We start from the raw sequence: 17,872 nt of genomic DNA, 5'->3' as shown, positions 1-17,872 counted from the left end.
ACCGGTTCTCCCTTGCCGCGGGCGACGACGCCCCTCACCTCGTAGGCCATGCCGGGAGCCTATGGGCGGCCCGGCGGGGTCCGCGCCCGCTGCTCCCGCTGGCCGGGAACCCCGCCCCGACGGGCAGGTTCCCGGACCCGGCCGTAGCGTTCCCCACAGTCGTCGTCCCCGTGGAGGTCCCCCGTGGCGCTGCCCGGCTTCCTGCGCCGTGAGCGCATCGTCGCCCGTCCCGGCTTCAACCGCTGGCTGATCCCGCCGGCGGCCCTGGCGGTGCACCTGTGCATCGGGCAGGCCTACGCCACGAGCGTCTACAAGCCCGCGCTGGTCGAGCACTTCGACACGTCGCTGACGGCGATCGGCATCATCTTCTCGATCGCCATCGTCATGCTGGGCCTGTCGGCCGCCCTGTTCGGGACGTGGGTCGACCGCAACGGCCCCCGCGCGGCGATGTTCACCGCGGCCTGCCTCTGGGTCACCGGCTTCCTCGTGGGCGGGCTGGGGATCGAGACCCGCCAGCTGTGGCTGGTCTACCTCGGCTACGGCGTCATCGGTGGCATCGGCCTGGGCATCGGCTACATCTCGCCGGTCTCCACGTTGATCAAGTGGTTCCCCGACCGGCCGGGCCTGGCCACCGGCATGGCCATCATGGGCTTCGGCGGCGGCGCGCTGATCGCCTCGCCACTGTCCCGGCAGGTGATGAGCTGGTACGACCCGGCCTACGACCCCGGCACCCAGGGCTCGGTGCCGAACGGGGACGCCGTCGCGGCGCTGTTCTTCACCTTCGCCGCGCTCTACCTGGTCTTCATGATGTTCGGCGCCTCCATCGTGCGGGTGCCCGGCGAGGGCTGGAAGCCCGCCGGCTTCGACCCGTCGACGATCAAGCAGAAGGCCCTGGTCACCACCGAGAGCGTCTCGGCCAACAACGCGATCAAGACCCCGCAGTTCTGGCTCCTCTGGGTGGTGCTGTTCTGCAACGTCACAGCGGGCATCGGCATCCTCGAGCAGGCCGCGCCGATGATCCAGGACTTCTTCCGCACCGGGGACACGTCGCTGGTGGCCGGGACCGCGGCGGCCGGCTTCGTCGGGGTCCTGTCGCTGGGCAACATGGCCGGCCGCTTCGTGTGGTCCTCGACGTCGGACTACATCGGCCGCAAGCCGATCTACATGGTCTACCTCGGCGTCGGCCTGCTGCTCTACGTCGCGCTGGCCACCATCGGCAACAGCGCCACCTGGGTGTTCGTGCTGCTCGCCGCGGTGATCATCTCGTTCTACGGCGGCGGGTTCGCCACCGTCCCGGCCTACCTGCGCGACCTGTTCGGCACCTACCAGGTGGGCGCCATCCACGGCCGGCTGCTCACCGCGTGGTCGGCGGCCGGTGTTGCCGGGCCGCTGATCGTCAACAGCGTCCTGGACACCCAGGGTGAGCCGGGCAGCCTGGTGGCGGCCAACTACCGGCCGGCGCTGTTCATCATGGTCGGCCTGCTCGCCGTCGGGTTCGTCGCGAACCTGCTGGTGCGACCGGTGGCCAGCAAGTGGCACGAGCCGCACCGCGACGCCGCCCCGGCCGCCCCCTCGACCCCGGAACGGAGCGCCGCCCGATGAGCACGCCGCTGTCGAAGACGACCTCGCCCGACGGGCAGCAGCCCGTGCACACGCCCACCGGGCTGATCGCGTTCGCGTGGACGCTGGTCGGCGTCCCGCTGGCCTACGGGCTGTACCAGACGGTCAAGACCGCGCTGACGCTGTTCACCGGCTGAGGTCCTCCGTGCAGGTCCGCGGAGGTGCGCCGTGCACCTCCGCGGACCTGCACGTCGTCACGCCCGCCGCAGCGGAGGCAGCGGCAGGTGGGCGGACAGGTCGGCGCGGTTGCCGCTGGCGCTGACCAGCCCCCCGGCGACGGCCTCGGCCCAGCCGAGCCCGCCGGTGGCCAGCCGCAGCCAGGTGGCCGTGTCGGTCTCGACGACGTTCGGCGGGGTGCCCCGGGTGTGCCGCGGCCCGGGCACCAGCTGGACGGCGACGTGCGGCGGCACCCGCAGCTCCACCGAGCGGCCGGGCACCTGCTGGGCCAGCCACCGCGCGGTCGTCTTCACCGCAGCGCCCAGCACCGACCGCGGGGGCTGCTCGGCCTCCCCGGCCAGCCAGGGGCGGACGGCGTCGACGGCGGCGCGCAGCTCCTCGGCGGGGATCGGCTGCTGCGCGGGCATCAGCTGGTGGGGACGGTGCCCGCCGGGACGGTGCCCACGGTGGCCTCCGGCGACCCGAACAGCGCCGGGAGGGTCGCCGTCCACGCCGCCCGGAGCTCGGCCAGCGGCAGCTCGCCGACGCCCTCGACGGCGAGGACGTCGCCGTCGGTGGTGCCGAGCTCGGTGACCGCGACGCCGGCCCACTCGGCGGTGGTGCGCACCGCGTCGGGGTCGGTCGTGGTGACGACGGCGCGGGCGCCGGACTCGCTGAACAGCGCGGTGAACGCGTCGTCTCCGAGCCGCAGCGTCGCCCCGGTGCCGTACCGCAGCGCGGACTCGGCCAGCGCCTGGGCCAGGCCGCCGTCGGCGAGGTCGTGCGCGGAGGTGACCAGGCCCTCGCGGCCCAGGGCCCCGAGCAGCTCGCCGAGGGTGCGCTCGGCCTCGAGGTCGACGGCCGGCGGGCGGCCGCCGAGGTGGCCGTGGACGACGCTCGCCCACGCCGACCCGCCGAACTCCGGCCGGGTCTCGCCCAGCAGCAGCACGGTCTCGCCGGCGGCCCGCCAGCCGGTGGGGACCCGCGTGCGGACGTCGTCGTGCACGCCCAGGACGCCGATGACCGGCGTCGGGTTGATGGCGACGTCGCCGGTCTGGTTGTAGAGGCTCACGTTGCCGCCGGTGACCGGGAGGCCGAGGGCGCGGCAGGCGTCGGCCAGGCCGCGGACGGCCTCGGCGAACTGCCACATGACCTCGGGCTCCTCGGGGGAGCCGAAGTTCAGGCAGTTGGTGACCGCCAGCGGCCGGGCGCCGGTGACGGCGACGTTGCGGTAGGCCTCGGCGAGGTTGAGCTGCGCGCCGGCGTAGGGGTCCAGCCGGGTGAAGCGGGCGTTGCCGTCCAGGGCGAGGGCGATGCCGCGGTGGGTGTCCTCGTCGATGCGGACCACGCCGGCGTCGTCGGGCTGGGCGAGCACGGTGTTGCCGCGGACGTAGCGGTCGTACTGCTCGGTCACCCAGGTCTTGTCCGCGCCGTCGGGGCTGGCGACGACGGCCAGCCAGTGCGCGGTGAGCTCCTCAGGCGTGGCCGGGCGGGGCAGCGCGGCCGGGTCGTCGGCCTGCAGGGCGTCGAGGTCGGCGGGGCGCTGCATCGGCCGCTCGTAGACCGGGCCCTCGTGGGCGACGGTGCGCGGCGGGACGTCCACGATGCGCTCGCCGTGCCAGTCGACGGTGAGCCGGTCGCCGTCGGTGACCTCACCGATGACGGTGGCCAGCACGTCCCACTTGCGGCAGACGGCGAGGAAGGCGTCCACCTTGGCCGGCTCGACGATCGCGCACATGCGCTCCTGCGACTCGCTCATGAGGATCTCGGCGGGCGTCAGGGTGCTGTCGCGCAGCGGGACGCGGTCGAGGTCGACGTGCATGCCGCCGGTGCCGGCGCTGGCCAGCTCGGAGGTGGCGCAGGACAGCCCGGCGCCGCCGAGGTCCTGGATGCCGGTGACCAGGTCGGCGGCGAAGATCTCCAGGCAGGCCTCGATGAGCAGCTTCTCGGTGAACGGGTCGCCGACCTGCACGCTCGGCCGCTTGGCCGGACCCTCCTGGTCGAAGGTCTCGCTCGCCAGCACGCTCACGCCGCCGATGCCGTCACCGCCGGTGCGGGCACCGAACAGGACGACCTTGTTGCCGGCGCCCTCGGCCTTGGCCAGGCGGACGTCCTCGTGCCTCATCACGCCGACGCACAGTGCGTTGACCAGCGGGTTGCCGGCGTAGCACTCGTCGAACAGCAGCTCGCCGCCGATGTTGGGCAGGCCCAGGCAGTTGCCGTAGCCGCCGACGCCGGCGACGACGCCGGGCAGCACCCGGGCGGTGTCGGGGGCGTCGGCCCGGCCGAAGCGCAGCGAGTCCATGACGGCGACCGGCCGGGCGCCCATGGTGAGGATGTCGCGGACGATGCCGCCGACCCCGGTGGCCGCGCCCTGGTACGGCTCGACGTAGCTGGGGTGGTTGTGCGACTCGACCTTGAAGGTGACCGCGTAGCCGTCGCCGACGTCGACGACGCCGGCGTTCTCGCCGATGCCGACCAGGAGGTGCTCGCTGCGCGGCAGGTCGCCGAACCGGCGCAGGTGCACCTTGGAGCTCTTGTAGGAGCAGTGCTCGCTCCACATCACCGAGTACATGGCCAGCTCGGCGGTGGTGGGCCGGCGGCCGAGGATGTCGCGGATCCGCGCGTACTCGTCGCTCTTCAGTCCGAGCTCGGCGAAGGGCTGCCCGACGTCCGGGGTGCTCTCCGCGAGCGCGACGGTGTCGAGCCGGTCGGCCAGCGGGCCGGGGCCCGTGTCGAGGTCGGAGAGACCCTGCGTCATGCGCTGACGACCGCCTTCAGGACGCTGGTGAAGAAGCCGAGCCCGTCGGTCGACGGTCCGGTGAGGTCCTCGACGGCGTGCTCGGGGTGGGGCATGAGCCCGACGACCCGGCCGTCCTCGCTGGTGACCCCCGCGATGTCGCGCAGGCTGCCGTTGGGGTTGCCGCCGACGTACCGGACCGCGACCCGGCCCTCGCCCTCGAGCCGCTCGAGCTCGGCCGGCGCGGCGACGTAGCGGCCCTCGCCGTTCTTGACCGGGACGACGATCTCCTGGCCCTCGGCGTAGGCCGAGGTCCACGCGGTGTCCGCCCGCTCGATGCGCAGCCGCTGGTCCCGGTTGCGGAAGTGCAGGTGGCTGTTGCGGGTGAGCGCGCCGGGCAGCAGCCCCGCCTCGCAGAGGATCTGGAAGCCGTTGCAGATGCCGAGGACCGGCATGCCCTTCCGCGCCCGGTCGACGACGTCCTGCACCAGGGGCGCGCGGGCGGCGATGGCGCCGGCACGCAGGTAGTCGCCGTAGGAGAACCCGCCGGGCAGGACGACGGCGTCGACGTCCTCGAGGTCGTGGTCGGCGTGCCAGAGGACGACGGGCTCGGCGCCGGCCAGCCGCACCGCGCGGGCGGCGTCGACGTCGTCGAGGGAACCCGGGAAGGTGATGACACCGATGCGCACGGCTCAGGCCCCCGGCAGGTGCAGCTCGACGTCCTCGATGACGGGGTTGGCCAGCAGCGTCTCGGCGATCTGCTTGAGCTCCGCCTCGTCCGGGGTGCCCTCGACGTCGAGGACGAAGTGCTTGCCCTGGCGGACCCCGGTGACCTGCGTGTGGCCGAGGCGGCCGAGTGCGCCGAGCACCGCCTGCCCCTGCGGGTCGGAGATCTCCGGCTTGAGGACGACGTCGACGACCACCTGCGGCACGGCTCCAGGCTAACCGGTCCCCGTGGGCACCCGGTCGCCGCCGGGGAGGTGACCCGCACCCCCGTCCTCACCCCCGGGGGTGAGGAGCCACCCGGCGTGGTCAAGGTCACCTGCTCGGGCGACCTAACCCCAGCCGGGCGACCGTCCCGGACCGCCGAGGAACCGGAGACACCCGTGAGCATCCGCCAGTCCCAGGGCCGGCACCGCGCCGTCGAGGCCGGGTCGGCTCCCACGTCCCACCGGCGCCCGACGTCCCGCCGGCGCCGGGTCACCGCTGCCGCGGTCGGGGGCGTCGTGCTGCTCGGCGGTGGCGCCGCCATGGCCGCCTGGAGCATCTCCGGCGAGGGCCCTGGTGACGCGCAGGCGATCGCCCCCGACCGGCTGCAGGTCGACGACCAGGCCGCGGCGGTCGCCGACCTGTACCCGGGCGCGACGGGTGACGTGGTGGTCCGCGTGCGCAACCCCAACCCCTATCCGGTGGTGCTGCAGACCGCGAGGTTCGGCACCGTGACCGCCGGCGGCGACTGCCCGCAGGACAGCGTCTCGGCGGTGGCGGCCTCGATGCCGATCCCCGGCTCCGTGACGCTCTCCGACGGCAACTGGCACGAGCTGACGCTGGCCGACGCCGTCGCCATGACCTTCGCCGCGCCAGACGAGTGCAAGGGCGCGACCTTCAGCGTCCGCGTCACGGTCGAGGGCCTCCAGGTCGCCTGACCCGTCCCGCCCGGCCGGCGCACCGCGCGGCGGCCGGGCGGTGGCACCGACCCGTCCCGGTCCCGTCCCGGCGGTCCCTCGAGCACCGGCCGCGCCGAGCCGATGGTCCGCCTGCCGGGGTCGAGGTCCCCCGCAGCCCACGTCATCCGCCGGAGGTCCCGTGAGCACCCGCCAGTCGCGAGGGCGGCACCGCGCCGCTCCGGCACGGCCTGCTCCCGCACGCCACGCCCGCCCCGCGAGCGGCCGCCACGCCCGGACGCGGTCCCGCGCGTGCCGCCGGCTGGCGGTGGTCGCGGCCGGCACGGTCCTCTTCGGCGGCGGCGGGGCGGCGACGGCCGCCTGGGTCGCGCAGGGCGACGGGGACGCCGACGCCACGGCCCTGAGCGCGCAGCCGATCCTCGTCGACGACCAGGCCGAGCCGGTCGCCGACCTCTACCCCGGGGGCACCGGCGACGTCGTCCTGCGGCTGCGCAACCCCAACCCCTACGCCGTCACCCTCACCACCGTGCAGTACGGGACCGTCACCGGCGGCTGCGCGGCGGGCAGCGTCGTCCCCGTCCAGACCACCGTGACCCTCGCCCAGCCCATCCGGCTCGCGGCGGACTCGCCGGTCCAGACGGTGACGTTCCCGGACGTCGTGCGGATGCTGCCGACCGCACCGAACGAGTGCCAGCGCGCCACCTTCACCGTGCCCGTGACGCTGACCGGCACCAGCGCCTGATGGCCACCGGGACCTCCGCCGCGCGCCGTGCACCGCGAGCTCCGCTGCCCGTACGCGCCGGCGCCCTGGTCGCGTCCCTCGCGTGTGCCGTGCTGCTCGCCGGCCCCCAGCAGGCGTCGGCCGGCTGGGTCGCCTCCGGCGGTGGCGGCCCGGACGCCGCGGCCACCGCGCTGTCGCCGGGTCCCCTGCCCACCCTCTCGCGCAACGGCCTGACCGGCACCGTGACCGTCTCCTGGCCCGCCGTCACCCTCGCCGGCCAGCCGGTCACCGGCTACGTCGTCCGCCGCTACAGCGGGACCGGTCCCAGTCCCGTGACCAGCGGCACCTGCACCGGCGGCCCGGTGTCGGGGACGGGCACCGCCGGCGTCGTGACGACGACGAGCTGCACGGACACCCGCGGGTGGACCACCCAGACCTACGCCTACCGGGTCGTGCCGGTCTTCCGCGAGTGGCTCGGCGCCGAGTCGCCGGCCGCGTCGATCTGACCGGCGCCGTCAGCGCAGCAGCGCGACGACCTCGTCCGGGCGCTCCCAGTGCGCGTTGTGCCCGGCGTCCTCGAGCAGCACCGCGCCGGGGTCGACCCGTCGCATCGCGTCGAGACCGACCATCGGGTCGGCCGCGCCGGCGGCCAGCCGCAGCGGCGCCTCCGCGCGGGACAGGACCTCCTCGACCGGCGGGCCGACGGCGCCGAACGCGCGCGGGTCCAGCGCCGCGGTGAACCCGCCGCCGGCCTCGCGGACCCCGGCGAGCGCCACCTCGGAGGCCGGGTCCACGAGTCCGGTCAGCCCGGCCAGCCGCAGGTGCCGCGCGGCGGCCTCGGCGGCGGTCGGGAACACCTGCGGCGGGCGGCCGGCCAGCGAGCGGGCCCGCGCGACCTCGTCGTCGGTCCAGTCGATCTTGACCCCGACGGCGACGACCCGGACGACGTCGACGCCGTACCAGCCGCCGGCGAGCACCGCGCCGACGACGCCGCCGAAGGAGTGCCCGAGCACGGTCACCCGCGTGGCCCCGCGGTCGGCCGCCACCGCGGCCACGTCCGCGGCGTGCACCGCGTACCCGTAGGGCGGCTCGGCCACCGAGCGGCCGTGCCCGCGCAGGTCGGGGACCGCCCAGGACCCGGGCCAGGACCGCTCGACCAGCGGCAGCAGCCGGTCCCACACCGCGCCGGTCGCGCCGAGCCCGTGCAGCAGCAGGAGCAGGTCCCCGCCCGACCCGCCGGAGCGGTACTCGATGCCCGCGCGCGTCCGCATCAGCGGAAGGAGGTGCCGGTCAGCTGCTCGTAGGCGGCGACGTAGCGCTCGCGGGTGGCGGCGACGACGTCGTCGGGGAGCTCCGGCGGCGGCGAGACGCGGTCCCAGCCCGAGGAGGTCAGCCAGTCGCGGACGTACTGCTTGTCGAACGAGGGCTGCGGGGCCCCGGGCGCCCACGACGACGCCGGCCAGAAGCGCGACGAGTCCGGCGTGAGCACCTCGTCGCCGAGCACCAGGCCGCCGTCGGCACCGAGGCCGAACTCGAACTTCGTGTCGGCCAGCAGGATGCCCGCCCCCGCGGCGACCTCCGCGCCCCGCCGGTACAGCGCCAGCGTCAGCTCCCGCAGCTCCTCCGCCCGCGCGGCGCCGACGAGGGACACCACGCGCGCGAAGTCGATCGCCTCGTCGTGCTCCCCCACCTCGGCCTTCGTCGACGGCGTGAACACCGGCTCCGGCAGCCGCGAGCCCTCGACCAGCCCGGGCGGGAGCGTCACGTCGCGGATGGAACCGGTGCGCGAGTACTCGACGGTCCCCGAGCCGGACAGGTAGCCCCGCGCCACGCACTCGACCGGCAGCATGTCCAGCCGCCGCACGAGCATCGCCCGCCCGGCGACGCCGGCCGGCACGTCGGTGGCCGACACCAGGTGGTGGGTGGCGCCGAACGCGGACAGCACCGGCGTCAGCTGCTCGAACCACCACACCGACAGCTGGGTGAGCACCCGACCCTTGTCCGGGATCGGCGTCGGCAGCACGTGGTCGTAGGCCGAGATCCGGTCGGAGGCGACCAGCAGGAGACGGTCGTCGCCGGCGTCGTAGACCTCCCGCACCTTGCCGCGGGCGACCAGGGGCAGGTCCACGGTCACGTCAGCGCGGCCAGCCGGTCGAACAGCGGGCCGAGGTTGCGCACGTAGCCCTCGGGGCGGCAGATCTCGTCCAGCCGCGGCTCGTCGAGCGTCACGCCGGAGGAGTCCGCGCGGGTCCGCAGCGTCGACCGGAACGGCGTCCCGGAGTTCCACGTCTCCATCGCCGCGCCCTGCACCAGCGCGTAGGCGTCCTCGCGCGAGAGCCCGGACTCGACCAGCTCCAGCAGCACGGCGGAGGTGTAGATCAGCCCGCCGGTGAGGTCGAGGTTGGCCCGCATCCGGTCGACGTCGACGACCAGGTTCTCCACCAGGCCGGTGGTCAGGTGCAGCAGGTAGTCGGTGGTGATCGCGGCGTCGGGGAGGAACACCCGCTCGGTGGACGAGTGCGAGATGTCCCGCTCGTGCCACAGCGGGATGCCCTCCATCACCGGGACGACGGCGGCACGCACCACCCGCGCGAGCCCGGCGATCCGCTCCGAGCGGATCGGGTTCTTCTTGTGCGGCATCGCGCTGGAGCCCTTCTGGCCGGAGCCGAAGGCCTCCGACAGCTCCCGCACCTCGGTGCGCTGCCCGTGCCGGACCTCGAGCGCGATGGTCTCGCAGACGGTGGCGATGACCGCCAGCGCGGCGACCCACTCGCTGATCGAGTCGCGGATGACCACCTGGGTGGAGGCGTCGGCCGGCCGCAGCCCGAGCGCCTCGGCGACCACGACCTCCACCGACGGGTCGATGAGCGAGTAGGTGCCGACGGCGCCGGAGATCGCGACGACGCCGACCCGCTCGCGCGCCGCGCGCAGCCGGTCGCGGGAGCGGGCCGTCGCGAACGCGAGGTCGGCCACCCGGTGCCCCCACACCACCGGCTCGGCGTGCACGCCGTGCGTGCGCCCGACCCGCAGGGTCTCCCGGTGCGCCAGGCCGTGGTGGCGCAGCGCGGCGACCAGCCGGTCGGCCTTGGCCAGCAGCACGTCGGTGGCCTCGGTGAGCTGCACGGCGAGCGCGGTGTCGAGCAGGTCCGACGACGTCATGCCGTGGTGCACGTAGGCCGCCGCCGAGCGGGGCTCGGTGTTGTCGGCCCAGGCGGTGAGGAAGGCGATGACGTCGTGCTGCGTCGTCTCCTCGATCTCCGCGACGCGGGCGGCGGTCGGCGGCGGGGCGTTGCGCACCGGCTCGACGACGTCGGCCGGGACCCGCCCGGCGGCCGCGTGCGCCTCCAGCACCAGCGTCTCCACCCGGCACCACAGCTCGTACTTGTGCTCGTCGCTCCAGACCCGGCCCATCTCGGGGAGCGTGTAGCGGTCGATCACGCGGGTACCCCCGGCAGCCGGTCGAGTCGTCGGAACACGGGAGCATCCTCCCGCAGCGCTAGCGTGATCGAGAACGGCCCCCACCGACCGCGGAGGACCCCATGCTGCGACAGGCCGGCTCCCTGGTCGCCCGCGCGCGTGAGCGCATCCGGGCGGCGGGTGAGCGGGACCCGCACGCGTGGCCCGAGCGCGACGACGACCGGGCGATCCTGGTGCACGACGAGGTGTACGACGAGGAGGCCGACGCCGGTCCCGTCGACCCGCTGGCCGACGGTGAGCCGCCGCTCGGCAGTCCCGAGCCCGGCGCCCCCGACCTCGACGGGCCGCTGGGCGCGGGCGGGGTGAGCGGCCCCCCGGAAGGCGGGCGCCCGCACCGGGCCGCCGAGCGCGGCCGCCGGCTGCTGGGCCCGGGCCGCGAGGCCCCGCAGGGCGACGCCGCGGTACCCGGCGCGCTGCGCACGGCGGCGGCCTGGTCGTGGCGGCTGATCGTCGTCCTCGCGGGGCTGTACGTGCTGCTCTACGCGGCGGCGTACGTCGCCGTGGTGATCGTCCCGGTCATGGTCGCGCTGCTGCTGGCGGCGTTGCTGCAGCCGGGTGCGGCCGCGCTCATCCGGCGCGGGTGGCCGCGGTCGCTGGCCGCAATGGCGATGCTGCTGGTCGGGCTGGCCGTCGTCGCCGGGATCATCACGCTGGTCGTCGAGCGGTTCAGCGCCGGCTTCTCCGACCTCGCCGACCAGGTCAGCCAGGGCCTGGACCAGATCCGCGACTTCGTCGTCGAGACCTTCCCGGTCACCCAGCGGCAGATCGACGACGCGGTGACCGCCGCCCAGGACGCCATCGTGTCCAACCGGGAGACGCTGGCCACCGGCGCGCTCACCACGGCCGCCACGGTCGGCGAGGTGTTCACCGGCGTCGTCCTGGCGCTGTTCACGCTCTTCTTCTTCCTCAAGGACGGCCGGTCCATCTGGCTGTGGCTGGTCGGCCTGTTCCCCCGCGACTCGCGCGCGTTCATCGACGAGGCCGCCCGCCGGTCGTGGCGCACGCTCATCTCCTACGTCCGCGCCACCGTCGCCGTGGCGCTGGTCGACGCCGTCGGCATCGGCATCGGCCTGGCGGTCCTCGGCGTGCCGCTGGTGATCCCGCTGGCCGCGCTGGTGTTCCTCGGCGCGTTCATCCCGATCATCGGGTCGTTCCTGGCCGGCTCGATCGCGGTGCTGGTCGCGCTGGTCGCCGTCGGCCCGATCAAGGCGCTGATCGCGCTGGCGATCGTCGTCCTGGTCATGCAGCTCGAGGGGCACGTCCTGCAGCCGCTGCTGCTGGGCAAGGCGGTGCACGTGCACCCGCTGGCGGTCGTGCTGGCGATCGCCGCCGGCCTGCTCGTCGCCGGGATCTTCGGCGCGCTGATCGCGGTGCCGGTGGTGGCCTGCGCGAACGTCGCCGGCACCTACCTGTCCCGGCGCCACGACGGCCCGCGGCCGCCCGAGCCGCGCCCGGAGCGGGCCCGCCCGGCGGTCGGGGTCCGGGGCTGGACGGGCGCGTAGTCCCCGGGGGAGCGGCGGAGGTGCTCCCGGAAGGCCTGCTCGACCGTCTCGTCCCACTCGGGCAGCGCGGCGGCGTAGCGGCGGTCCGCCTCGACCTCCAGCCGCTCGGCGGCGTCGAGGTCGTCCTCCCCCAGCCCGGTGGCCTGCCGCGCGACGTCCGCCACGGCCTCCGCGGCCGCGTCCAGCCCGAACAGCCGGAACCCGGCCACCGCCCGCTCGACCTGATCGGGCTCCAGGCCCTGCACCGCGTGCAGCAGGCCGCCGTTCACCGCCATCCCGTGGCAGAGGAGGACCGCGGCGAGGGCGGCGTCGCCGGGGTGGGGGGACGGCCCGTCCGGGTCGCAGGCGCGGTTCCAGACCGCGTCGGCCGGGTCGGTCATCCCGGGACCGCGATCCGGCCCTCGACGGCGGCCAGCGCGATGTCGCTGCGCCAGTGCGCGCCGGCGAGCCGGACGGCGGCCACCCGCTCGTAGGCCGCCTGCCGCGCCGCGGCGAGGTCGGCGCCGGTCGCGGTCACCGCGAGCACCCGCCCGCCGGCCGAGCGGACGGTCCCCTCGGCGTCGACGGTGGTGCCGGCGTGCAGCACGCCCTCGCCGTCGGCGCCGGTCACCGGGTCGCCCGTGCGCGGCGCCTCGGGGTAGCCGGCGGCGGCGACGACGACGGTGACGGCCGCGCCGGACCGCCAGCGCAGCGGCGGGTGGCCGGCGAGCGTGCCGGTGGCCGCGGCGTGCAGCACCCCGGCCAGCGGGGTCTCCAGCAGCGGCAGCACGACCTCGGTCTCGGGGTCGCCGAAGCGGGCGTTGAACTCGACCACCCGCACACCGCGCGAGGTCAGCGCCAGGCCCGCGTAGAGCAGCCCGCTGAACGGCTCGCCGCGGCGGCGCATCTCGTCGACGGTCGGCTGCAGCACGGTGGCCAGCACCTCGTCGACCAGGCCCGGCGGCGCCCAGGGCAGCGGGGCGTAGGCGCCCATCCCGCCGGTGTTGGGGCCGGCGTCGCCGTCGTCGCGGCGCTTGTGGTCCTGCGCGGGCAGCAGCGGCAGCACCGTCGTCCCGTCGGTGACGGCGAACAGCGACACCTCGGGGCCGTCGAGGTACTCCTCGACCAGCACCGCTCCCCCGGCGTCGAGCACCCGGTGCCCGTGGGCGACCGCGGCGTCCCGGTCGGTCGTGACGACGACGCCCTTGCCGGCGGCCAGCCCGTCGTCCTTGACCACGTACGGCGCGCCTGCCTCGTCGAGCGCCGTCTCCAGCTCGGCGGGCCCGCCGACGGGCCAGGAGCGGGCGGTCGGCACCCCGGCGGCGGCCATGACGTGCTTGGCGAAGGACTTGCTGCCCTCGATCTGCGCGGCCTGCTGCGACGGGCCGAAGCAGGCGACGCCGGCGTCGCGGACGGCGTCGGCGGCGCCGGCGACCAGCGGCACCTCGGGGCCGACGACGACCAGGTCGGCGGCCCAGCCGGTGGCCAGCGCGGCCACCGCCACCGGGTCGGCGACGTCGAGCGCGGCCTGCTCGGCGATGCGGGCGGTGCCCGCGTTGCCCGGCGCGCAGGCCAGCGCGGTCACCGCGGGGTCGGACTGCAGAGCGACGCACAGGGCGTGCTCCCGGGCACCGGAGCCGATCACGAGCACGCGCACGGACCGCGACCCTACCCATGGAGGACCCCGTCCTCCCCACCCCTCGCACGCTCGGGGCGGTGCCCTGGACGGGGCCTGCTACCGCACCCGGTTCGGCTGGGAGCGGTACGCCCGGTGCAGCGCCTTGACCCGCTGGTGCTCGGCGGCGCGGGCGCGGGCGTCGGCCCGCAGCAGCTGGCGGCGCGCCTCGGCCTGCAGCTTGCGCCAGCCCAGCAGGCGGCCCGGGTCGAGCCGGCCCTCGTCGATCGCCGCGGCGACGGCGCACCCGGGCTCGGTGCGGTGCTCGCAGTCGCGGAACCGGCAGTGGGCGGCCAGCTCGGCGACGTCGGCGTAGGCGGTGTCCACGCCCTCGTCGTCGTGGAGGCCGAGCTCGCGCATGCCGGGGGTGTCGACGAGCAGGCCGCCGCCGGGCAGGACGTGCAGCTCGCGGGAGGTGGTGGTGTGCCGGCCGCGGCCGTCGGCCTCCCGGATCTCCCGGGTGGGCGCCACCTCGCGGCCGGCCAGCGCGTTGGCCAGCGAGGACTTCCCGACGCCGGACGGCCCCACCATCGCCGCCGTCACGCCGGGCCCGAGCAGCGCCCGCAGCGCGTCCAGGCCCGCGCCGGTGCGCGCGCTGACGGCCAGCACCTGCGCGCCGACGGCGTCCTCGGCCACCTCCGCGACGGCGGCGGCCACGTCGTCGCACAGGTCGGCCTTGGTGAGGACGACGACCGGCGTCGCCCCGCTCCCCCACGCGACGGCGAGGTAGCGCTCGACGCGGCGGGCCCGGGTCGGGCCGGCGAGCGCGTCGACGACGAGGACCAGGTCCAGGTTCGCGGCGACGACCTGTGCGGCGGAGGTGCGCCCGGCGACCGTGCGGGTGAACGCCGAGGTGCGGGGCAGCAGCGCGACGGCGAGCTCCCCGCGCAGCGCCACCCAGTCGCCGACCGCGGGTGCCGCCACGCCGTCGGGGTCGTGCAGCGCGGCGGCGGGGTGCACGCGCCGCTCGCCGTCGGCGGTGAGCACGGTCAGCCGGCCGCGGTCGACCCGCGCCACCCGTCCGGGCTCGGTCCCCGGCGGGAGCTGCTCCAGACGCGCCCGGGACCAGCCGATCCCTGAGAGATGTGTCACGGGGTGGATGGTCCCGCGCAGGTCAGCGCGGTGTCCTCCCAATTCTCAGAGACTCGCCAGTCCGCGTTCGCCATCCCGACACCTCCGTCGGGTGTTCTGGATGGCATGCACGCGATCGAGTCGCTTGCGACTCCCGCCGTGGCCCGGTCCTCCCGTCCGCTCGTGGTGGGGCACCGCGGTGCCTGCGCCTACCGGCCGGAGCACACGATCGCCAGCTACGAGCTGGCCATCGACATGGGCGCCGACCTCATCGAGCCCGACATCGTCGTCACGAAGGACGGCGCGCTGATCGCGCGGCACGAGAACGAGCTGTCGCGCACCACCGACGTCGCCACCCGGCCGGAGTTCGCCGACCGCCGCACCACCCGCCGGGTGGGCCGCAAGCGGCGCACCGGCTGGTTCGCCGAGGACTTCACCCTCGCCGAGCTGCGCACCCTGCGCGCCGTCGAGCGGCGGCCGGACCTGCGCCCGCTCAACACCGCCTACGACGGCCAGTTCGGGGTCCTCACCCTCGAGGAGGTCGTGGAGCTGGCCCGCCGGCGGTCGACGCCGCTGCGGCAGGTGCGCGTGCTCGCCGAGCTCAAGAAGCCCAGCTGGTCGGCCGAGCGCGGCCAGCCGATGGTCGAGCTGGTCGCCGCCGAGCTGCGGCGGCTGGACGCGACCTCCCCGGACGGCACCGTCGTCGTCCAGTCCTTCGACGCCGCGGCCCTGCGCCGGCTGCGCGCCGACCTCGGGGACGACGGCCCGACCATGTTCCAGCTGGTCGACGTCACCGCCTGCGACGACCACCTGCTCACCAACGCCGGGCTGCGCGCGGTGTCCACCTACGCGCAGGGCATCGCGCCCTGCGTGGACCACGTCCTGCTGCGCGACGCCGACCAGCGGATGACCGGCGTGTCCGACCTGCTGCCCCGCGCGCACGCCGCCGGCCTCACGGTGGTCCCGTGGACGCTGGCGGCGGAGAACGAGTTCCTCCCGCTGCACCTGCGCAGCAGCGAGGACCCGGCCGCCCGGGGCGACGCGCTCGGGGCCGCGCGGCTGCTGCTCGCCCTCGGGGTCGACGGGATCATCACCGACAACCCCGACGTCGTCGTCGCCGCCCGCGCCGAGCTGGAGCAGACGGCCGCCCCCGCGATCGACACCGCGGTGGACACCGCCGCCTGACCGGAGCCGCCTGACCGGAGCCGCCCGACGGGGAGGCCCCCGCAGGGTCCCGCCGCGAGCCTGCGAGTGGCGGGGGCGGGGGGTCCTCCGTCAGTCGATCAGGTCGTGGACGACGACGTTCTCGTCACGGCCCGGGCCGACGCCGATCACGCTGATCCGCGCGCCGGAGAGCTCCTCGAGGCGGCGGACGTAGGCCTGCGCGTCGGCGGGCAGCTCGTCGAAGGAGCGGCAGTGCCGGATGTCCTCGGACCAGCCCGGCATCTCCTCGTACACCGGCTTCGCGTGGTGGAAGCCGGTCTGGGTCATCGGCATCTCCTCGTGCCGGACGCCGTCGACGTCGTAGGCGACGCAGATCGGCACCGTCTCCAGCCCGGAGAGCACGTCGAGCTTGGTGAGGAAGTAGTCGGTGATCCCGTTGACCCGGCTGGCGTAGCGGGCGACGACGGCGTCGAACCAGCCGCAGCGGCGGTCGCGGCCGGTGGTCACGCCGACCTCGCCGCCCTGCTTGCGCAGGTACTCGCCGTTGGCGTCGAACAGCTCGGTCGGGAACGGGCCCGAGCCCACGCGGGTCGTGTAGGCCTTGAGGATCCCGACCACCCGGGAGATGCGGGTGGGGCCGATGCCGCTGCCGGTGGCCGCGCCGCCCGCCGTCGGGTTCGACGACGTCACGAACGGATAGGTGCCGTGGTCGACGTCGAGCAGGGTGCCCTGCGAGCCCTCCAGCAGCACCCACTCACCGGCGTCGAGCGCGTCGGCGAGCATCAGCCGGGTGTCGGCGATGCGGCCCTTGAGCTGCTCGGCGTAGCCGGCGTACTCCTCGACCACCTCGTCGACGTCGATGGCCTTGCGGTTGTAGACCTTGACCAGGACCTGGTTCTTCTCGATCAGGGTGCCCTCAAGCTTCTGCCGCAGGATCGACAGGTCCAGCAGGTCAGCCACCCGGATGCCGGTGCGGGCGACCTTGTCGCCGTACGCGGGGCCGATGCCGCGACCGGTGGTGCCGATCTTGCGCTTGCCGAGGAACCGCTCGGTGACGCGGTCCAGCGCGCGGTGGTGCGGCATGATCAGGTGGGCGTCGGCCGAGATGACCAGCCGCGAGGTGTCGACCCCGCGCTCCTCCAGCCCCGCGAGCTCCCCGATGAGCACCTGCGGGTCGACGACGACACCGTTGCCGATGACCGGCGTGCAGCCCGGCGTGAGGATCCCCGACGGGATCAGGTGCAGGGCGTAGCGCTCGCCGTCGGGCGTGATGACGGTGTGCCCCGCGTTGTTGCCGCCCTGGTAGCGGACCACGTAGGGCACGCGCCCCCCGAGCAGGTCGGTGGCCTTGCCCTTGCCCTCGTCGCCCCACTGGGCGCCGATCAGCACGACTGCCGGCATCTCGCTGTCGTCCCCCTCAGGACTCGTCACCGGCGGTCGACCGGCTGGCAGGTGGCAGGGTATCGGCATGCCCCTCGTCGAGTTCGACCTGCGCGGTCTCGCGCCCGGACGGGCGCCCGAGCGGGCCGTCCTCGCCGAGGCGCCGGACGCGGACTCCCTGCTGGTGCGCGGCCCCGTGCCGGCGCTCGCGGGCGTGCTGGCCGTGCTGCACGCCGCCGGCCGGACGGCGGAGGTCCCGGTGTCCTGGGACCCCGCCGACGACAGCGCCTCCCGGGGGCTGGCCCGGGACCTGGGCATCGGCAGCGGCGGGGAGCGGGAGCTGTCGCTGGTCCGCGACGACCACGGCGGGGTGCTGCTGCAGCACGGCCGCTACGAGGCCGCCGAGAAGGGACGGCTGCCGCTGGCCGCGCGCCTGGGCGTGCAGGCCCACCACGACGACGCCCGGGTGGCCGACGGGATGGTGGCGCGGATCGACGTGCGGCCGGACTGGACCGCCGTCGACACGATCCGCGTCGTCGTCTCCCCGCAGCTGATGCGCCCGCCCCGGCGGAGCTCCGGCCGCGCGCTGCAGCTGGCCAGCGACCCGGCCCGGGTCACCCGCGACGGCGTCCCCTACCCGCGGCCGGTCTCCCGCTGGACCTGGTACGCCGACGACCGGGTGCGCTGGCGCCTGCGCCCCTGAGGGGGACGCGATCGCGGCCGCCGTCGTGGACACTGGAGGGACTCCAGACCGAGGAGGCC

Annotated in this window: 19 protein-coding genes; 8 read left to right on the top strand and 11 right to left on the bottom strand. The window is 75.4% G+C overall.

The annotated features are described in order from the left end of the window. Window positions 1-183: 183 nt before the first annotated feature. Together ACFO3M_RS18405 and ACFO3M_RS18400 are read left to right on the top strand one after the other, a co-directional pair. The gene (locus ACFO3M_RS18405) at window positions 184-1,602 is read left to right on the top strand and encodes an OFA family MFS transporter (protein WP_387992160.1); all 1,419 of its coding nucleotides are present in this window, start codon (window positions 184-186) and stop codon (window positions 1,600-1,602) included. After that, window positions 1,599-1,757 carry an MFS transporter small subunit gene (locus tag ACFO3M_RS18400; protein ID WP_387992157.1) on the top strand — a complete coding sequence of 53 codons (159 nt, stop codon included), beginning with the start codon at window positions 1,599-1,601 and terminating at the stop codon, window positions 1,755-1,757. The genes ACFO3M_RS18405 and ACFO3M_RS18400 overlap by 4 nt, the downstream gene beginning before the upstream one ends. Window positions 1,758-1,814: 57 nt before the next feature. On the opposite strand, the gene ACFO3M_RS18395 is transcribed toward ACFO3M_RS18400, so the two are convergent. From ACFO3M_RS18395 to purS, 4 genes are read right to left on the bottom strand one after another with little or no spacing between them, the layout of a single operon-like run. After that, window positions 1,815-2,204 (bottom strand): sterol carrier family protein, encoded by a 390-nt coding sequence (locus tag ACFO3M_RS18395; RefSeq protein WP_387992154.1) that lies wholly within the window; start codon window positions 2,202-2,204, stop codon window positions 1,815-1,817. Continuing rightward, a complete protein-coding gene (gene purL, locus ACFO3M_RS18390) occupies window positions 2,204-4,537 on the bottom strand; it encodes a phosphoribosylformylglycinamidine synthase subunit PurL (RefSeq protein WP_387992151.1) in 2,334 nt (777 codons plus the stop codon). The genes ACFO3M_RS18395 and purL overlap by 1 nt, the downstream gene beginning before the upstream one ends. Continuing rightward, complete coding sequence (gene purQ, locus ACFO3M_RS18385) at window positions 4,534-5,205, bottom strand: phosphoribosylformylglycinamidine synthase subunit PurQ (RefSeq protein WP_387992148.1); 672 nt, start codon at window positions 5,203-5,205, stop codon at window positions 4,534-4,536. The genes purL and purQ overlap by 4 nt, the downstream gene beginning before the upstream one ends. Window positions 5,206-5,208: 3 nt before the next feature. After that, window positions 5,209-5,448 (bottom strand): phosphoribosylformylglycinamidine synthase subunit PurS, encoded by a 240-nt coding sequence (gene purS, locus ACFO3M_RS18380; protein WP_387992145.1) that lies wholly within the window; start codon window positions 5,446-5,448, stop codon window positions 5,209-5,211. A 174-nt stretch (window positions 5,449-5,622) separates the two neighbouring features. On the opposite strand from purS, the gene ACFO3M_RS18375 reads away from it, so the two are divergent. The 3 genes from ACFO3M_RS18375 to ACFO3M_RS18365 all read left to right on the top strand — a co-directional run bounded on the left by ACFO3M_RS18375 (window position 5,623) and on the right by ACFO3M_RS18365 (window position 7,368). Next, the gene (locus ACFO3M_RS18375; protein ID WP_387992142.1) at window positions 5,623-6,162 is read left to right on the top strand and encodes a hypothetical protein; all 540 of its coding nucleotides are present in this window, start codon (window positions 5,623-5,625) and stop codon (window positions 6,160-6,162) included. A 286-nt stretch (window positions 6,163-6,448) separates the two neighbouring features. Then, window positions 6,449-6,883, top strand: coding sequence for a hypothetical protein (locus ACFO3M_RS18370; protein WP_387992139.1), 435 nt, complete (start codon window positions 6,449-6,451; stop codon window positions 6,881-6,883). Window positions 6,884-6,972: 89 nt separating this feature from the next. Further along, a complete protein-coding gene (locus ACFO3M_RS18365) occupies window positions 6,973-7,368 on the top strand; it encodes a hypothetical protein (RefSeq protein WP_387992136.1) in 396 nt (131 codons plus the stop codon). A 9-nt stretch (window positions 7,369-7,377) separates the two neighbouring features. On the opposite strand, the gene ACFO3M_RS18360 is transcribed toward ACFO3M_RS18365, so the two are convergent. Genes ACFO3M_RS18360 through purB form a run of 3 tightly spaced genes read right to left on the bottom strand, consistent with a single transcriptional unit; the run spans window position 7,378 to window position 10,300 of the window. Beyond that, complete coding sequence (locus ACFO3M_RS18360; RefSeq protein ID WP_387992133.1) at window positions 7,378-8,133, bottom strand: alpha/beta fold hydrolase; 756 nt, start codon at window positions 8,131-8,133, stop codon at window positions 7,378-7,380. After that, on the bottom strand, window positions 8,133-8,996 hold the full coding sequence (locus ACFO3M_RS18355) for a phosphoribosylaminoimidazolesuccinocarboxamide synthase (RefSeq protein WP_387992131.1): 864 nt from the start codon (window positions 8,994-8,996) through the stop codon (window positions 8,133-8,135). The genes ACFO3M_RS18360 and ACFO3M_RS18355 overlap by 1 nt, the downstream gene beginning before the upstream one ends. After that, window positions 8,993-10,300, bottom strand: a complete 1,308-nt coding sequence (gene purB / locus ACFO3M_RS18350) for an adenylosuccinate lyase (RefSeq protein WP_387992128.1) — start codon at window positions 10,298-10,300, stop codon at window positions 8,993-8,995. The genes ACFO3M_RS18355 and purB overlap by 4 nt, the downstream gene beginning before the upstream one ends. Window positions 10,301-10,401: 101 nt before the next feature. On the opposite strand from purB, the gene ACFO3M_RS18345 reads away from it, so the two are divergent. Continuing rightward, on the top strand, window positions 10,402-11,841 hold the full coding sequence (locus ACFO3M_RS18345; protein ID WP_387992126.1) for an AI-2E family transporter: 1,440 nt from the start codon (window positions 10,402-10,404) through the stop codon (window positions 11,839-11,841). On the opposite strand, the gene ACFO3M_RS18340 is transcribed toward ACFO3M_RS18345, so the two are convergent. From ACFO3M_RS18340 to rsgA, 3 genes are all read right to left on the bottom strand, one after another. Further along, a complete protein-coding gene (locus ACFO3M_RS18340; protein WP_387992166.1) occupies window positions 11,745-12,221 on the bottom strand; it encodes a hypothetical protein in 477 nt (158 codons plus the stop codon). The two genes, ACFO3M_RS18345 and ACFO3M_RS18340, sit on opposite strands and share 97 nt — an antisense overlap. After that, window positions 12,218-13,477, bottom strand: coding sequence for a phosphoribosylamine--glycine ligase (gene purD / locus ACFO3M_RS18335; RefSeq protein ID WP_387992123.1), 1,260 nt, complete (start codon window positions 13,475-13,477; stop codon window positions 12,218-12,220). Before purD ends, ACFO3M_RS18340 begins: the two co-directional genes overlap by 4 nt. A 78-nt stretch (window positions 13,478-13,555) precedes the next feature. Continuing rightward, window positions 13,556-14,587 carry a ribosome small subunit-dependent GTPase A gene (gene rsgA / locus ACFO3M_RS18330; RefSeq protein ID WP_387992121.1) on the bottom strand — a complete coding sequence of 344 codons (1,032 nt, stop codon included), beginning with the start codon at window positions 14,585-14,587 and terminating at the stop codon, window positions 13,556-13,558. A gap of 162 nt (window positions 14,588-14,749) precedes the next feature. On the opposite strand from rsgA, the gene ACFO3M_RS18325 reads away from it, so the two are divergent. Next, window positions 14,750-15,751, top strand: coding sequence for a glycerophosphodiester phosphodiesterase family protein (locus ACFO3M_RS18325; protein WP_387992118.1), 1,002 nt, complete (start codon window positions 14,750-14,752; stop codon window positions 15,749-15,751). A 90-nt stretch (window positions 15,752-15,841) separates the two neighbouring features. Here ACFO3M_RS18325 and ACFO3M_RS18320 read toward each other — a convergent pair whose 3' ends face one another. Further along, window positions 15,842-17,131 carry an adenylosuccinate synthase gene (locus tag ACFO3M_RS18320; RefSeq protein ID WP_387992115.1) on the bottom strand — a complete coding sequence of 430 codons (1,290 nt, stop codon included), beginning with the start codon at window positions 17,129-17,131 and terminating at the stop codon, window positions 15,842-15,844. A gap of 67 nt (window positions 17,132-17,198) precedes the next feature. Here ACFO3M_RS18320 and ACFO3M_RS18315 point away from each other — a divergent pair, with 67 nt between their 5' ends. Then, the gene (locus ACFO3M_RS18315; protein ID WP_387992112.1) at window positions 17,199-17,813 is read left to right on the top strand and encodes a hypothetical protein; all 615 of its coding nucleotides are present in this window, start codon (window positions 17,199-17,201) and stop codon (window positions 17,811-17,813) included. Window positions 17,814-17,872: the final 59 nt, after the last annotated feature.

Source organism: Geodermatophilus arenarius (assembly GCF_042654585.1).
Lineage (GTDB): Bacteria > Actinomycetota > Actinomycetes > Mycobacteriales > Geodermatophilaceae > Geodermatophilus > Geodermatophilus arenarius.
Note: the sequence above shows the minus strand (reverse complement) of the source record. Positions and strands in the feature narration are given on the sequence as shown.

What these genes read in the sequence shown, in the direction of transcription:
- ACFO3M_RS18315 (WP_387992112.1), top strand. Translation starts at nt 17,199, where the DNA reads ATGCCCCTCGTCGAGTTCGACCTGCGCGGTCTCGCGCCCGGACGGGCG.
- ACFO3M_RS18395 (WP_387992154.1), bottom strand. Translation starts at nt 2,204, where the DNA reads ATGCCCGCGCAGCAGCCGATCCCCGCCGAGGAGCTGCGCGCCGCCGTC.
- ACFO3M_RS18340 (WP_387992166.1), bottom strand. Translation starts at nt 12,221, where the DNA reads ATGACCGACCCGGCCGACGCGGTCTGGAACCGCGCCTGCGACCCGGAC.
- ACFO3M_RS18360 (WP_387992133.1), bottom strand. Translation starts at nt 8,133, where the DNA reads ATGCGGACGCGCGCGGGCATCGAGTACCGCTCCGGCGGGTCGGGCGGG.
- ACFO3M_RS18345 (WP_387992126.1), top strand. Translation starts at nt 10,402, where the DNA reads ATGCTGCGACAGGCCGGCTCCCTGGTCGCCCGCGCGCGTGAGCGCATC.
- ACFO3M_RS18320 (WP_387992115.1), bottom strand. Translation starts at nt 17,131, where the DNA reads ATGCCGGCAGTCGTGCTGATCGGCGCCCAGTGGGGCGACGAGGGCAAG.
- ACFO3M_RS18400 (WP_387992157.1), top strand. Translation starts at nt 1,599, where the DNA reads ATGAGCACGCCGCTGTCGAAGACGACCTCGCCCGACGGGCAGCAGCCC.
- purL (WP_387992151.1), bottom strand. Translation starts at nt 4,537, where the DNA reads ATGACGCAGGGTCTCTCCGACCTCGACACGGGCCCCGGCCCGCTGGCC.